The organism is Stutzerimonas kunmingensis (assembly GCF_002929225.1).
Classification (GTDB): domain Bacteria; phylum Pseudomonadota; class Gammaproteobacteria; order Pseudomonadales; family Pseudomonadaceae; genus Stutzerimonas.
The window spans coordinates 404538-418642 of record NZ_PISM01000021.1 but is presented as its reverse complement, the minus strand read 5'-3'; the positions used below and the strand labels follow the sequence as shown (position 1 = coordinate 418642).

Below are 14105 nucleotides of genomic sequence, written 5' to 3'. Positions count from 1 at the left end.
CTACTCCTCGACGGAGAGCGACAGCAGTTCGCCGTGGGCCACGACAACCTCCAGCAGCCGCTCCCTTGGCAAGCCCCGCGCGCGCGCCAGCAGCAGGCGCATGACGCCGGCATGACAGATGACCAACAGTTGCTGGCCGGCAAAGCGCTGCCGAAGGCTGTCGATAGCATTCAGCACGCGCGCCTCGAACTGCACCAGCGGCTCACCGCCAGGCGGCGTAAATCCGTAGGGATCGGCCCAGAACAGGCCGAGCACCTCGGCACTGTGCTGCATCAGATCGGCGGCGCTACGGCCTTCCCAGTCGCCGAAATGCAGCTCGCGCAGGTCCGGCTCCAGCTGCAGCGGCAAGCCGTGCTGCGCGGCCAGCTCCCGGGCAAAGGTGGCGCAGCGCTGCAGCGGCGAGCTGACCAGCGCGTCCCAGGGACCGGCGCCAGCAACCGCATCGCGCATCTGCTGCCAGCCACGCTCAGTCAGCGCATCGTCGAGGCTGCCGCGAAAGCCACCGCCCTGCTCGGTCTCGCCATGGCGCAGCAGATCGATGCTCGTAATCATGCAGTTCGGTCCGAAACTGCGGCTTCGGCGAACGTCGCCATTTCGTTGTGCAGCGCGCAGGCCTGCTGCAACAAGGGCACCGCCAGCGCCGCCCCGCTGCCCTCACCCAGGCGCAAGCCGAGATCGAGCAACGGAACGGCACCGAGCGCTTCCAGGACCGCTAGGTAACCAGGCTCGGCAGAACGATGGGCGAAGATCAGCCAGGGCCGACATGCCGGGTTCAGCCGCACCGCACAGAGCGCGGCAGCGCTGCAGATAAAGCCGTCGACCAGTACCGCAATGCCCAGCTGCGCGCAGCGCAGATAGGCACCCGCCAGCGCCGCGATCTCGAAACCACCCAGTCGGCGCAGGGCCTCAAGCGGCGCGACACAATGCTCGGCGTGCAGCCGAACCGCGTCCTGGATCACCTGAACCTTGTGGCGAACACCGGCCAGATCGAGCCCGGTGCCCGGCCCGACCAGGGTCAACGGCGAGCGCGGCAGCAGCACGGCAGCCAAGGCACTGGCGCTGGTGGTGTTGCCGATGCCCATTTCGCCACCGATGAACAGCTGGGCAGAGCCTTGCGCGGCACGCTGCGCGCTGTCGCGTCCGGCTGCCAGGGCCAGACGCATTTGCTCGTCACTCATCGCCGCTTCGCGAGCCAGGTTGGCCGTGCCGGGGCCGAGTCGCAAATGGCTCACGCCATCCAGTTGTAGCGGTTCCACCGTGCCCAGGTCGGTCACCTCCAGCGGCGCGCCCAGGCGCTTTGACAACACGCTCAGTGCAGCCCCGCCGCCGACGAAATTGCGCAGCATCTGCCCGGTCACCGATTGCGGATAAGCCGAAACACCCTCTCCCACCACGCCGTGATCGCCGGCGAACACGCTGACATGCAGGCGCTCGACCTGCGGCCGCTCGCTGCCCTGCATAGCTGCCAGCGACACCGCCAGGGCTTCGAGCTGGCCGAGCGCACCACGTGGCTTGGTCAACTGATCCTGGCGCGCCAATGCCTGGGCGCGCACGGATTCATCCAGCATGTGGCATGGCTCGTTCCACCAATCGTGCATCAATGCGCTTCCTTCAATGTGCGTCCTTCAATGTCATGGGCAGCCCGGCGACCATAAAGGTCACCCGCTGCGCCCGTTCCGCCACGGCCTGGTGCAGCCAGCCGGCCTCGTCCACATAGCAACGGGTCAGCTCGCCCAGCGGCACCACGCCGAGGCCGGTCTCGTTGCTGACCAGCAGGATCCGCCCTGGCAGCCCGTCCAGGCATTCGAGCAGGGCATTACGCTCCTCGGCGAGGCGCGCCGCGTCGTCCAGCATCAGCAGGTTGGTTAGCCAGAGGGTCAGGCAGTCGACCAGCAGGCAGCGATTCGCAGCAGCCTGCTCGCGCAGCACCCGCGCCAGTTGCAGGGGTTCTTCGACCAGTGTCCAGTGCGCCGGGCGCCGCTCACGGTGATGGGCGATGCGCTCGGTCATCTCGCCGTCCAGCGGCTGGCTGGTGGCGATATAGGTAACCGCCAGGCCGCTATCGGCAGCCAGACGCTCGGCAAAGCGGCTCTTGCCCGAGCGGGCGCCGCCAAGAATCAGTTCCAGCATGCTCAGTCTTCCAGCCCGCAGAGCGCACGTAACCGCGCGGTATCCAGTTGTGTCTCGACCAGGTCGGCGAGGCGCTCGATGTCGCGCTCACGCAGCGCGTGGTAGTCGACAGTTTCCACCGCATCGAGGCCTGCCCAGAGCAGCAGGGCGGCACAGGCCTCGGGGCCTTCGAACAGGCCGTGCAGATAGGTGCCGAGCACCCGCTCGTCGGTGCTGATGGCGCCATCGAAGCGGCCATCGTCGAGCTGTACCGCAGGCTGTTCCAGGGCCGGGCCGCGGCTGACGCCGGCATGTATCTCGTAGCCGCTGACCGGCACGCCGCCCGGTAGCAACCGGCCGGTGACGTTGCGCAACTGCTTGTCCGCCTCAAGAACCGTGTCGAAATCCAGCAGCCCGAGCGCCTCGCTCTCCCCCGCCGGACCTTCCAGCCCGAGCGGATCAGCAATGCGCGTGCCGAGCATCTGCAGGCCGCCACAGATGCCCAGCAATTTGCCGCCGTAGCGCAGGTGCTTCTGGATTGCTGCTTCCCAGCCGTTGGCGCGCAGCCAGGTGAGGTCGGCGCGTACACTTTTCGAGCCGGGCAGGATGATCAGATCGGCAGGCGGCACCGGCTGCCCGGGACCGACGAACTGCAGGTCGACCTGCGGGTGCAGGCGCAGCGGGTCGAAGTCGGTGTGGTTGCTGATGCGCGGCAGCACCGGCACCACCACCTTCAGCGCGTCGTCGGCCTTGCCGGACTGGCGCACGTCGATGGCATCCTCCGCTTCCAGATGGAAATCCATCAGGTACGGCAGCACGCCCAGTACCGGCTTGCCGGTGCGTTGCTCCAGCCAGTCGAGACCGGGCTGCAACAGCGCGATGTCGCCACGAAAACGGTTGATGACGAAGCCCTGAACCCGCGCTTGCTCGCTTTCCGAGAGCAACGCCAAGGTGCCGACCAGATGGGCGAACACCCCGCCCTTGTCGATATCGGCGATCAGGATCACCGGGCAATCCACCGCTTCGGCGAAGCCCATGTTGGCGATATCGCCGGCGCGCAGATTGATCTCCGCAGGTGAACCGGCGCCCTCGACCATCACCACGCGATAACCTGCGGACAGCCGCTGGTGCGAGTCGAGCACCGCCTGCATCGCCACGCGCTTGTAGTCGTGGTAGGCGGCGGCATCCATGCTGGTCACCGCGCGGCCATGGATGATCACCTGGGCGCCGATGTCGCTGTTGGGCTTCAAGAGCACCGGATTCATGTCGGTGTGCGGCGCAAGGTTCGCCGCCTGCGCCTGTACGGCCTGAGCCCTGCCGATTTCGCCGCCATCTGCAGTCACCGCGCTGTTGAGCGCCATGTTCTGCGGCTTGAACGGCACGACGGCAACCCCCTGGCGTGCCAACCAGCGGCACAGTGCCGTCACCAGCGTGCTCTTGCCGGCGTCGGAGGTGGTGCCCTGCACCATCAGCGTCGTCATGGATGTTGCTCCCTGAAAAATTGCAGAGCCTGATCCAGGCGCGCCCAGCCAACATCCGTCGGTAGGCCGAAGCGAACGCTGGAAGGCTGCGCGAAAAGACGGGTGAGAATGCCGTGACGGGCAAGAAAGTCATGCAAGAGCGCGGCGTCGGCGCTGACCCACCACTGGAACAGTGCGCAGCCGCCCAGCGGCGCCAGCTCGTGGCGCCGCAGCAGATCAACCAGGCGCTGGCCGTCGCAGTGCAGGCATTCGCGCTGGCGCTGTTGAGCGGGCTGATCGGCCAGCAGCTCGGCAGCGAGCTGCCGGGTCGGGCCATTCACCGTCCAGGGGCCGAGCAGCCTGGCGAGGGAACGCAACAGGCCGGCATGAGCCAGCACGAAGCCCAGTCGCGCGCCAGCCAGGCCGAAGAACTTGCCGAACGAGCGCAGCACGACCAGTCCCGGCAGGTGGCTGTGCGCAGCCAGGCTGTGCTGCGGCGTGCAATCCATGAACGCCTCGTCCACCACCAGCCAGCCGCCATAGGCTGCCAGGTCGCTGCGCCATTCGAGCAGGCGTTGCGGTGCGACCAGCTGGCCGGTGGGATTGTTCGGGTTGACCACCACCAGCACGTCGAGCTGATCCAGTGCACGCGGCACGCTGGCCTCGCAGAGCTCGACGACACGGTGGCCGGCGCGACGCCAGGCCTCGGCGTGCTCGGCATAACAGGGCGATACGATGCCGATCCGCGCCGACCCGCGCAGGCGCGGCAGGGCCTGGATGGCACTCTGCGAACCGGCCACTGGCAGCACCGCGCGCGCACCGTAGTACTGCCGGGCCGCTACTTCCAGGCCATCTTCAGGCTCTGGCAGACGTGTCCAGGCGCAGCTGGAAATGCTCGGCAACGGCGGGTGATAAGGGGCGATGCCAGTGGACAGGTCGAGCCAATCCGAAAGCGGAATGCCGTAGCGCTGTGCGGCTGCGCGCAAACGTCCACCGTGCTCAAGCATAGAGCCAGCCACCAAACAGCAGTGTCAGCAGCCAGACGCCGACGCCACCCCAGACCAGGTCCAGCGCATGCTCAATATGCCGGGCCTGTGGGGCCTTGCCCCGGCCCAGCTCGGGCCGCGCATGCACTTCACCGTGATAAATGGCGGCGCCACCCAACACCACACCCAGCGCTCCAGCTCCGGAGGCCATTACCGGACCAGCGTTGGGGCTGTCCCACAGCGGCCCCTGGGTGCGCCAGCAACGCAGCGCGCGGCGGGTTCGCCCGAGCAATGCATAGGTCAGCGCGACCAGCCGTGCCGGCACGTAATTGAGCACGTCGTCGATGCGCGCCGCGGCCCAGCCGAAGCGCTCGAAGCGCGCATTGCGATAGCCCCACATGGCGTCCAGCGTATTGCTCAGGCGATACAGCACCACACCCGGCACGCCCGCGACGATGAACCAGAACAGCGCGGCGAACACCGCATCGCTGCCGTTCTCCAGCACCGACTCGGTGGCCGCACGGGCCACGCCCTCCTCGTCCAGCTGCGTGGTGTCGCGGCTGACGATCCAGCCGACGCGGCGGCGTGCCTCGGGCAGATCATGCCGCCACAGCGCCTGCGCCACCGGCAGTGCATGCTCGCCCAGACTGCGCAGGCCCAGGGCCAGATAGAGCAGAACGATCTCCACCAGCCAGCCGACGGTCGGTAACAGGCTGAGCAGCCAGGCCAGCAAGGTCAGCGGTAGCACCGCCAGGCACCAGGCGGTCACCCCGTGGCTGCGCCAGCCGCGCGCCGCAGATCCGTTGAAATGCTGCTCCAGGCGATCGGCCAGGCGACCGAAGGCTACCAGTGGATGCGCCCGCTTCGGCTCGCCGAGCAATGCATCCAGCAGCAGCGCCGCGCTAACGGTGAGGAACAGACTCACTCGGCCCTCTGCGCGCAGGCACTGATCAGCGCATGCAGCTGGCGTACGCCGTCGGTCAGCACCGCCGGGCCGGGGTTGAGAATGTCCGGCGACTTGATCTCGTGCAGCTGGCCCGTGCGCACCGCCGGAATCGCCTGCCAGCCAGGCCGTGCAGCCACCTGTTCCGGGCGAAAACGGCGGCCGCACCAGGAGCCGACGATCAGCTCTGGCGCGCGGCGCACCACTTCCTGCGGGTCCTCGATGATGCGTTGCTTGGCGCGCTTGAACGACGCCAGCTCGGCGAAGCAGTCCTCGCCACCGGCCAGTTCGATCAGCTCGCTGACCCAGGCGATGCCGGAAATCAGCGGCTCGTTCCATTCCTCGAAGTACACCCGCGGCCGGCGCGGCAAGGCGGCGGCGCTGGCGCGGATGACGTCCAGCCCGGCCTGCAGCTCGGCGATCAGCGCCCGCGCACGCTCGCCGGCATGCACCAGCGCACCGAGCGTCTCGATCATGCGCAGGATGCCGGCGATATCGCGCTGGTTGAACAGGTGCACCTCCAGTCCTTCGCGCGCCAGCTCGGCGAGCATGTCGCCCTGCAGGTCGCTGTAGCCGAGCACCAGGTCCGGCTCGAGGGCGAGAATCTGCTCATGCTTGACGCTGGTGAAGCCGCTGACCTTGGGCTTTTCCTTGCGCGCCTGCGGCGGGCGCACGGTGAAGCCGGAGATGCCGACGATGCGCGCCTGCTCGCCCAGCAGGTAAAGCGTTTCGCAGGTCTCGGTGGACAGGCAGACGATGCGCTGCGGCCCCTTGCTCATTTCGCCTCCCAGGCATTCTCGAAAACCAGTTCGTGCAGCGGTCGCGGCGTGGTCCAGCCTTCCAGTGCCAGCATCGGTGCCGGATAGAACTCCTGCACCGGCCCGAGGCAGAGGATCGCCACCGGCTTGGCACCGCCCGGCATGCCGAGCAAGGCGGCCAGCGCGTCGGGATCGAACAGTGACACCCAGCCCATCCCCAGGCCTTCCGCTCGTGCCGCGAGCCAGAGATTCTGGATCGCGCAGGCCAGCGAAGCGAGATCCATCTCCGGCAGCGTGCGGCGGCCGAAGATATGTTGTTCGCGGCCATCCATCAACGCGGCGACCAGCAGTTCGGCGCAATCCTCGATGCCCTCGACCTTGAGCCGCATGAACTCGGCGGAACGCTCGCCGAGCGCCTGAGCCGTGCGCTGGCGCTCCTCACCGACCAGATCGGCGATGGCCGTGCGCAACTCGGGGCGGGTGATGCGGACAAAGCGCCACGGCTGCATCAGGCCGACGCTGGGTGCCTGATGCGCAGCGTTGAGCAGTCTCGACAACAGCTCCGGCGCTACCTCGCCGCCGGCGAAATGGCGCATGTCGCGGCGCTCGCCAATGGCCCGATAGACCGCCGCGCGCTCCTGCGGGCTGAAGGCATGCGCGCTCATGGCCGGAACAGCGCCGCGGCGGCTGCCGGATCGGACGGCAGGTACAGGTGGATATAGGACGCCGTCAGCCGCCCCCGGCGGTAGACCGCTTCGGCGGTGCGCTTGTAGTTCGGGCATTCGCCGCGAGCCAGCGGCTCGAGGGGCGACTCCAGCGCCGAATGATGGAAGGTGTGGCCGCGCAGCCGCCCTTCCGGCAGCTCCACTTCCTGCAGCGCCAGCGCGGTCAGGCGCTTGTGCATGCGCGCCTCGCCGGGCAGCAGGCCGAGCATCTGCGCGCGCTCGTCGCCACGGTCGGTCAGCCCGTCGAGCAGGTAGAGCATGCCGCCGCACTCGGCGAGGATCGGCTTGCCCGCCTCATGATGTGCGCGGATGGCGTCGGCCATGGCACGGTTGCGCGACAGGCCGCGCAGGTGCAGCTCGGGATAGCCGCCCGGCAGATAGAGACTGTCCACGGCCGGCAAGCGGGCGAAGCGCAGCGGCGAGAAAAACAGCAGCTCAGCACCGAGCGCCTGCAGCAGGTCGAGATTGGCCTGGTAGAGAAAGGCAAAGGCCGCATCGCGTGCAACGCCGATGCGCACACCCGCCAGCAGCGGTTCGAGCGGCGCACTGGCCGGCGCGGCGAAAGTGACCGGGGCAGGCAACTCGGTGTCCGCACTGAGTGCCAGGGCATCGGCCGCGGCATCCAGACGGGCGTCCAGATCAGCCAGCTCCTCGGCCTGCACCAGCCCCAGGTGCCGGCTTGGCAGTTCAACCTCGGCACTGCGCGGCAAGGCGCCGTACCAGCGGATCGACTCCGGAAGACTGTCGCGCAGAATCTCGCCATGCCGGGCGCTGCCGACCCGATTGGCCAGCACGCCATCGAACGGCAGGTCCGGCTGGAAGCTGCTCAGCCCGTGCGCCATGGCGCCAAAGGTCTGCGCCATGGCCGAGCCATCGATGACCGCCAGCACCGGCACGCCGAAGCGCCGCGCCAGATCAGCCGCCGAGGGCGAACCATCGAACAGGCCCATCACCCCTTCGATCAGGATCAGGTCGGCCTCGCCCGCCGCTTCCCAGAGCAGGCGCCGCGATTCCTCTTCGCCGACCATCCACAGGTCGAGCTGATAGACCGGCCGCCCGCTGGCGCGGGCGAGAATCATCGGGTCGAGGAAGTCCGGCCCGCACTTGAACACCCGCACGCGCTTGCCCTGCCGAGCATGCAGCCGCGCCAGGGCGGCAGTGACGGTGGTCTTGCCCTGGCCGGAGGCCGGCGCGGCGATCAATAGCGCCGGGCAGTTTCTACTGGTCATCGCGGTTTCTCATCAGCATCGCAGGGTGGATGACGCTTCACCCATCCACCGACCACGCCGGTGGTGGATGAAACAGACGTCATCCACCCTATGCAACGGTCCGTGAATGTTTTGAGCGCCGGCATCAAAATTCGACGCCTTTTTGCGCCTTAACGCCGGCCTTGAACGCATGCTTGACCAACGCCATCTCGGTGACGGTATCCGCCGCCTCGATCAGCCCGTCCGGCGCGCCGCGGCCGGTGACCACCACGTGCTGCAGCAGCGGCCGCGACTCGATGTCGGCGAGCACTGGCGCCAGCTCCAGGTAGCCGTACTTCAGGGCGATGTTCAGTTCGTCGAGCACCACCAGGCCGATCTCGGGATCGGCCAGCAGCTCGGCTGCGACCGCCCAGGCTTCGCGGGCCTTGGCGATGTCACGCTGGCGATCTTGGGTTTCCCAGGTGAAGCCCTCGCCCATCACGTGGTAGCGCACCTCGTCCGGGAAACGCCGGAAGAATGCCTCCTCGCCGGTGCTGGCTGCGCCCTTGATGAATTGCACCACGCCGACCTTGATGCCATGACCGAGCGCACGCGCCACCATGCCGAAAGCCGAACTGCTCTTGCCCTTGCCATTACCGGTGTGCACCAGCAGCAGGCCGTACTCGTCCTGCGCCTCGGCAATCTTCTCGTCGATCAGCGCCTTCTTGCGCTGCATGCGTGCCTTGTGGCGATCGTCGCGTTCGCTGGACTCGCTCATGCGCGGGCCTCGTCACGCTGCACGGCCCAGGCGCGCAGGCCGACGAACAGCAGCGCGGCGACGCCGACATACAGCGCCAGGGTCGACAGGTAGCGCGGGTAGTAAGTGGCGATGCGCTCGGCCAGCAGCGCCAGGGTCGGCTCGGGATAGCGCCCGGAGAAATAGAGGAAGCCGCCGCCGGAGAACAGGTAGCAAACGAAGGCGCTCGCCATCACGCATAGCGCCAGGGTCGCCAGGCTGCTGAAATGGTCACGATGCAGACGTGCATAGAGTCGACCGCCCAGCCACAGCGAACCGTAGGCCGGCACGAGCATCCAGTACGCCGGCGACATGCACCAGTCGCTGACACCGGCCCACTGGATGGCGGCGAAATCCAGCAGCGAAGCCTCGAGAAACAGTGCCGGAAACACCCACTTCGGCCGCACCAGCACGCCGGCGAGGAAGAACACCGCCCAGGACGCGCTGGGCAGGTTCACGCTGGCGAAGTGCTGTCCGCGGGTCATGGCCAGCAGCGCGGCAAGCGCGAGGCCGACCAGCAGCTGGTATCTCGGGGCAAGCTTGATCATTGCAATCTCCTCTGGTGGGCGCGGGCGACATGCCCGCGCCGCGGTCTTACAGCGCCTGGTAGCGCACGGTCAGGTAAGCGGCCTGGCCGGGCTGGTTGTAGCCCTCGGCGGTCTCAAAGTCGGCGTCCAGCAGGTTGGCGACGCGCGCCTGCAGGCGCCACTCCGGGGTGATGCGGTATTCGCCACGCAGGTCGAGGGTGGCGTAGCCGGACAGCTCGCGGGTGTTGGCCAGGTCGTCGTAACGCTGCCCCTCGGCGTGCAGGCTGGCGCCGACGCTGAAGGCACCGAGCCGGCGGTCGAGGTCAAGGTTGAACAGCTGCTTGGCCCGGCGCGCCAGCTCGTTGCCGCGGTTGGCGCCGGCGGAGCGGTTCTCCGGCTCCAGCAGGCTGTAGTTGGCGTTCCAGTCCCAACCGAACAATTGGCTGCCGAGCACCAGCTCGACCCCGCGGATACGCGCTTCCTGCACGTTGGCCGGCGCGGAAATGCTGGCGTCATAGGCGATGAGGTCATCGACCACGGTGCGATAGGCATTCACCGCCCAGTGGCCCCAACCATGCTGCCCGGCAAGGCCGACTTCGAGGCTCTCGGAGGTTTCCGCGTCCAGCTCGGGATTGCCGTAGTCGGGGAAATACAGCTCGTTGAAGGTCGGCGCCTTGAATGCCGTGCCATAGCTGATGGTGCCGCGCAACCAGTCGGTCAGCGCATAGCCGTAGCCGATGTTGCCGGTGTCGTGCTGGCCGAACTGCTCGTTATCATCACGTCGCAGCGACAGCTGCCAGTCATGGCGGCCGACCTCGCCCAGGTACTGAGCGAAATAGCCGTCGTTGTCCCGGGAATCCTCGGCATACAGCGTGGTGCCGTTGACCTCGTCGCGCTGGTGGTCGGCACCCAGGATCAGCGTATGCCCCGCGGCCAGCTCGATATCGTTCTGCCAGCTGAACGTATCGCGACGGCTGTCGAAGCGTGAATAGAACTGCCCGTCCTGATAGGCATCGGATTTGTCTTCGCTGCGCCCGGCCTGCAGCGTCACCAGCCAGGGTTCCAGCGGACTGAAGCGCGCACGGGTGCCGAAGACCCTCGACTCACCATCGGCATTGGCGCCGAAACCGGACGTGCGGGCCCGGTTTACGCTGTCGTAATCGTTATGGGATTTGGCCTGTAGCAGGTTGGCGTCCAGCTCCAGGCCGTTGTCGAAGCGGTATCCGGCGCTCAGCGTCGCGGACAGGTTGCGATAGCCATCGGCATCACGTTCGTAGCCGCTGGTGTCCGCCGACTTGACGTTGATGCCATCGGTGTCCGAGCCACTGACGCCCAGGCTGTACCAGCCACGGCCATCACCACCGGAAACGCCGGCGCTGCCGCTGTAGGTGTCATGGGTGCCGTAGCCGGCCGAGAAGAACGGCTTGACGCCCTGCCCCTGGCCCTTGCGGGTGAATATCTGGATCACCCCGCCGATGGCTTCCGAGCCATACAGGCTGGAACGTGGGCCGCGTACGACTTCGATGCGCTCGATCAGCTCCAGCGGCAGATCCTGCAGGGCCGCGCCGCCGCCCGAGACCGAGCCGATCTTGATGCCGTCGATCATCACCAGCACGTGATCGGATTCGGTGCCGCGCATGAACAGCGAGGTGGACTTGCCGGGCCCGCCGTTGTTGGCCAGCGAAACGCCAGGCACCTGCTTGAGCAGCTCGGGCAGCGAACTGGCCTGGCTGCGTTCGATCCGCTCGCGGTCGATCACGGTCACCGCGGCCAGGCTCTGCTGAGCCGTCTGCGCGGTGCGGGTGGCGGTCACCACCTGTTGCTGGAGATCCAGCGGGGCTGCGGCCAGCTGGCCAATGGAAAGGGGAAAACTGCCGAGCAGCACATAGGCCGCTGGCTTGAAACGGGGCTTGCAAGTCAAGGTACAGGTCTCCGTCGTGCCCACCCGCACGACTGAAAGTCGACGAAGACAGACGGAGGAACCGCAAAAGGAAGTGAATACCGCGAGGGATATGCACCCGCCCAGCGCCCGCCGCACTGTCAGTGAAATGCGACAGGCCGGTCTCCGGGCTTGCGAGCGTACGCCTTGCGGCGTCCCGAAACCGCGCCTTCCCATGCGTTGAGCACAGTGGCTATTAGGGTTTCTCGACTCGCCTACCGTTGCGGGGGCAGCGCCGGAATCTTCGTGAGAATGGACCGGCTTCCCTGTTTCACCCCCTCGCTGAAGAGGGGGCACCTGAGGCGACGCGGAGGTTAGTCCAAGGCCGGGCTTGGCGCAACCGCGGGGTTGTCACAGCGCCCTGCAATTTCCGCTTGCATCTCGGCGCTCGGAACGGCGGACGCCAAAAGGCTTCGAATGCAACAATGCCAGCAATCAGCCAGGACCCATATCCGACGCCCATGACCAGCATCGTGCAGATTTCCGACACCCATTTCGGTACCGAACAACCTTCCGTGGTCCAGGCCCTGGAGGACCATGTACGCGAACACCGGGCCGACCTGCTGGTGTTCTCCGGTGACATCACCCAGCGCGCCCGTCGCGGGCAGTTCGCCAGTGCCGCCGCTTTCGTGCGCCGCGTGCAGGCCGATGGCGTCGGTGAGACGCTGGTGATTCCGGGCAATCACGACATCCCGCTGTACAACCTCTTTGCCCGCCTGTTCACGCCATACGGCAACTACCGGCGACACTTCGGCGATGAGCTGGAGCCGGTATTCGAGAACGACGACATGCTGGTGATCGGGCTCAATACCACCCATCCGCGCCGGCACAAGGACGGCGTGGTGACGGGGCGACAAGTGGAGCGGGTGGCGCAGCGGCTGGCCGATGGCAACCCGCACAAGATTCGCATCGTGGTCGCCCACCAGCCATTCGGCGCGATGGTGCCAAGCGATCTGAGCAACCTGCAGCACGGCGCCGAACCCGCGCTGCAGCGCTGGGCCGAGCACGGGCTGGATCTGGTCATGGGCGGGCACATCCACCTGCCCTACGTGTTGCCATTGTCCAAGCAGTACAGCGGTCTCGCGCGGGAGATCTGGATGGTGCAGGCCGGCACCACGCTCTCGACCCGCCTGCGTGGCACCTCGCCAAACTCCTTCAACCGGCTGAAGCTGCATCCCGGCGAACAGAAGAAGGTCTGCGTCGAGCGCTGGGACCTGCTCGACGGTCGCTTCGTGCTGGGTTCGCACTTCAACCTGAGCTGGTGACCCGCGCTCGCACGCGAACCGCGGTCAGCCCACCGACAGGCCGACCAGATAGACACCGGCGAAGCCGATGTTGAAGGCGATGAACAGGTAGAGCATGTAGCGCAGGTAGCTGCCGAAGGTCAGCCCCGGCACCTTGCTCATGGCGACGATGCCCGACGCCGAACCAATCACCAGTAGCGAGCCGCCAACACCGACCGCATAGGTCAGCACCATCCATTCGGCGACACCCATTTCCAGCCCTGATTTCAGCAGCGCTGCGGTCAGCGGCACGTTGTCGATGGCCGCCGACATCACACCCATCAGGTAGTTGGCCATCACTGCAGGCACCTGGTCATAGATGTGCACCAGCCCGTCGAGCACGCGAATCTCCTTGAGCATGCCTACCAGCAGGAGGATGCCGAGGAAGAAGAACAGCGTCTCGAACTCCACCTGGCGCACGTATTCGAGAATCGGATCGGAGTCGTTGTCGTCGCTGAAGAAGCGCGCAACCAGGAACATCACCGAGAGGCCGGCGAGGAATGTCAGCACCGGCGGGATCTGGAACAGGAAGTTGCCGACAATGGTGCTGAGGATGGTGCACAGGAAGATCAGTGCAATCGCCACGTCGACACCGCGCACATCGTTGCGCTGGCCCTGCACCACCACCTCGCCCTTCATGCCGATCGACAGCATGGCGGCCAGCACCATCACCGCGACGAATGCCGGCACGGCCAGTGCCAGCAGCTGGAGGATCGCTACCTTGCCAGCGAGGAAGATCATCAGCGTGGTGACGTCGCCGGTAATCAGCGCGACCCCACCGGAGTTGACGGAGAAAACCACCAAGGTAGCGAACTTGATGGTCTTCGCCCGATCCAGCTGCAGCGAGAGAATCAGGGTGATGGAGACCAGCGTCGCGGTGATGTTGTCGGCGAGCGACGAGAACACGAAGCAGAAGGTCGCTGTGAGAAACAGCAAGGCCCGCTCGCTGATCCGCTTGGGCAACACCAGATAGATCAGGTTCTCGATCATGCCCTTCTTGTTCAGGTAGGCAACGAAGGTCATGGCCGCCACCAGGAAGATCCACAGCCCGGCGATCTCGGCGATGTTCTCGTTGAGGCTTTCCAGCACGGTTTCGCGCGCCTCGCCCACCGGTGTGAAGATGAACAAGAGCAGCCAGGCCAGGGTGCCGAAGAACAGCGTCACCTTGGCCTTGTTCACGTGGGTAATTTCTTCGAGCACGACGCCAAGCAGCGCCGCGACCGCCAGTGCAATCAGCACGTACGTCAGCAATTCAGGCATATCTCACCTAATGGAAGTGGGGAAAAAGGGGCTGTGCGCGACCGAACGACGCACGGGGAGGAATTGGGGATGCGCATGGTAGCCAAAGCGCCAGGCGAGCGAAATCACCGCATGTCAAACGGAGAATGTTTC

14 protein-coding genes and 1 riboswitch are annotated in these 14105 nt (G+C 66.5%); of the genes, 1 reads left to right on the top strand and 13 read right to left on the bottom strand.

All coding sequences use genetic code 11. From position 1 onward, the window contains the following. The 12 genes from cobC to btuB form a co-directional block, all read right to left on the bottom strand. Window positions 1-552 carry an alpha-ribazole phosphatase family protein gene (gene cobC / locus CW305_RS18610; RefSeq protein WP_102840747.1) on the bottom strand — a complete coding sequence of 184 codons (552 nt, stop codon included), beginning with the start codon at window positions 550-552 and terminating at the stop codon, window positions 1-3. Continuing rightward, window positions 549-1598 (bottom strand): nicotinate-nucleotide--dimethylbenzimidazole phosphoribosyltransferase, encoded by a 1050-nt coding sequence (cobT, locus tag CW305_RS18605; protein ID WP_104098582.1) that lies wholly within the window; start codon window positions 1596-1598, stop codon window positions 549-551. Before cobT ends, cobC begins: the two co-directional genes overlap by 4 nt. Window positions 1599-1611: 13 nt before the next feature. After that, window positions 1612-2130 carry a bifunctional adenosylcobinamide kinase/adenosylcobinamide-phosphate guanylyltransferase gene (gene cobU, locus CW305_RS18600; RefSeq protein ID WP_104098581.1) on the bottom strand — a complete coding sequence of 173 codons (519 nt, stop codon included), beginning with the start codon at window positions 2128-2130 and terminating at the stop codon, window positions 1612-1614. 2 nt (window positions 2131-2132) lie between these two features. Then, window positions 2133-3590: a cobyric acid synthase gene (locus CW305_RS18595; protein WP_104098580.1), complete on the bottom strand. Its 1458-nt coding sequence runs from the start codon at window positions 3588-3590 to the stop codon at window positions 2133-2135. Beyond that, entirely contained in the window at window positions 3587-4576 is a 990-nt protein-coding gene (gene cobD, locus CW305_RS18590) for a threonine-phosphate decarboxylase CobD (RefSeq protein WP_104098579.1), read from the bottom strand. The genes CW305_RS18595 and cobD overlap by 4 nt, the downstream gene beginning before the upstream one ends. Then, window positions 4569-5480, bottom strand: coding sequence for an adenosylcobinamide-phosphate synthase CbiB (cbiB, locus tag CW305_RS18585; protein ID WP_104098578.1), 912 nt, complete (start codon window positions 5478-5480; stop codon window positions 4569-4571). The genes cobD and cbiB overlap by 8 nt, the downstream gene beginning before the upstream one ends. Then, on the bottom strand, window positions 5477-6277 hold the full coding sequence (locus CW305_RS18580) for a cobalamin-binding protein (protein WP_104098577.1): 801 nt from the start codon (window positions 6275-6277) through the stop codon (window positions 5477-5479). The genes cbiB and CW305_RS18580 overlap by 4 nt, the downstream gene beginning before the upstream one ends. After that, the gene (gene bluB, locus CW305_RS18575) at window positions 6274-6921 is read right to left on the bottom strand and encodes a 5,6-dimethylbenzimidazole synthase (protein WP_003297940.1); all 648 of its coding nucleotides are present in this window, start codon (window positions 6919-6921) and stop codon (window positions 6274-6276) included. The genes CW305_RS18580 and bluB overlap by 4 nt, the downstream gene beginning before the upstream one ends. Then, window positions 6918-8210, bottom strand: coding sequence for a cobyrinic acid a,c-diamide synthase CobB (locus tag CW305_RS18570; protein WP_104098576.1), 1293 nt, complete (start codon window positions 8208-8210; stop codon window positions 6918-6920). Before CW305_RS18570 ends, bluB begins: the two co-directional genes overlap by 4 nt. Before the next feature lie 124 nt (window positions 8211-8334). Then, window positions 8335-8946, bottom strand: coding sequence for a cob(I)yrinic acid a,c-diamide adenosyltransferase (gene cobO, locus CW305_RS18565; protein ID WP_104098575.1), 612 nt, complete (start codon window positions 8944-8946; stop codon window positions 8335-8337). Continuing rightward, window positions 8943-9512, bottom strand: coding sequence for a hypothetical protein (locus tag CW305_RS18560; protein ID WP_104098574.1), 570 nt, complete (start codon window positions 9510-9512; stop codon window positions 8943-8945). Before CW305_RS18560 ends, cobO begins: the two co-directional genes overlap by 4 nt. 46 nt (window positions 9513-9558) lie before the next feature. Then, the gene (gene btuB / locus CW305_RS18555) at window positions 9559-11412 is read right to left on the bottom strand and encodes a TonB-dependent vitamin B12 receptor (RefSeq protein ID WP_104098573.1); all 1854 of its coding nucleotides are present in this window, start codon (window positions 11410-11412) and stop codon (window positions 9559-9561) included. Between the two features lie 118 nt (window positions 11413-11530). After that, window positions 11531-11746, bottom strand: a riboswitch (cobalamin riboswitch). Between the two features lie 145 nt (window positions 11747-11891). Here btuB and CW305_RS18550 point away from each other — a divergent pair. After that, window positions 11892-12695 carry a metallophosphoesterase family protein gene (locus tag CW305_RS18550; RefSeq protein WP_003297948.1) on the top strand — a complete coding sequence of 268 codons (804 nt, stop codon included), beginning with the start codon at window positions 11892-11894 and terminating at the stop codon, window positions 12693-12695. Between the two features lie 24 nt (window positions 12696-12719). On the opposite strand, the gene nhaD is transcribed toward CW305_RS18550, so the two are convergent. Continuing rightward, window positions 12720-13973 (bottom strand): sodium:proton antiporter NhaD, encoded by a 1254-nt coding sequence (gene nhaD / locus CW305_RS18545; protein WP_003297950.1) that lies wholly within the window; start codon window positions 13971-13973, stop codon window positions 12720-12722. Window positions 13974-14105: the final 132 nt, after the last annotated feature.

What these genes read in the sequence shown, in the direction of transcription:
- bluB (WP_003297940.1), bottom strand. Translation starts at nt 6,921, where the DNA reads ATGAGCGCGCATGCCTTCAGCCCGCAGGAGCGCGCGGCGGTCTATCGG.
- nhaD (WP_003297950.1), bottom strand. Translation starts at nt 13,973, where the DNA reads ATGCCTGAATTGCTGACGTACGTGCTGATTGCACTGGCGGTCGCGGCG.
- cobO (WP_104098575.1), bottom strand. Translation starts at nt 8,946, where the DNA reads ATGAGCGAGTCCAGCGAACGCGACGATCGCCACAAGGCACGCATGCAG.
- CW305_RS18570 (WP_104098576.1), bottom strand. Translation starts at nt 8,210, where the DNA reads ATGACCAGTAGAAACTGCCCGGCGCTATTGATCGCCGCGCCGGCCTCC.
- CW305_RS18560 (WP_104098574.1), bottom strand. Translation starts at nt 9,512, where the DNA reads ATGATCAAGCTTGCCCCGAGATACCAGCTGCTGGTCGGCCTCGCGCTT.
- cobD (WP_104098579.1), bottom strand. Translation starts at nt 4,576, where the DNA reads ATGCTTGAGCACGGTGGACGTTTGCGCGCAGCCGCACAGCGCTACGGC.
- CW305_RS18580 (WP_104098577.1), bottom strand. Translation starts at nt 6,277, where the DNA reads ATGAGCAAGGGGCCGCAGCGCATCGTCTGCCTGTCCACCGAGACCTGC.
- CW305_RS18550 (WP_003297948.1), top strand. Translation starts at nt 11,892, where the DNA reads ATGACCAGCATCGTGCAGATTTCCGACACCCATTTCGGTACCGAACAA.
- CW305_RS18595 (WP_104098580.1), bottom strand. Translation starts at nt 3,590, where the DNA reads ATGACGACGCTGATGGTGCAGGGCACCACCTCCGACGCCGGCAAGAGC.
- cobT (WP_104098582.1), bottom strand. Translation starts at nt 1,598, where the DNA reads ATGCACGATTGGTGGAACGAGCCATGCCACATGCTGGATGAATCCGTG.
- cobU (WP_104098581.1), bottom strand. Translation starts at nt 2,130, where the DNA reads ATGCTGGAACTGATTCTTGGCGGCGCCCGCTCGGGCAAGAGCCGCTTT.
- cobC (WP_102840747.1), bottom strand. Translation starts at nt 552, where the DNA reads ATGATTACGAGCATCGATCTGCTGCGCCATGGCGAGACCGAGCAGGGC.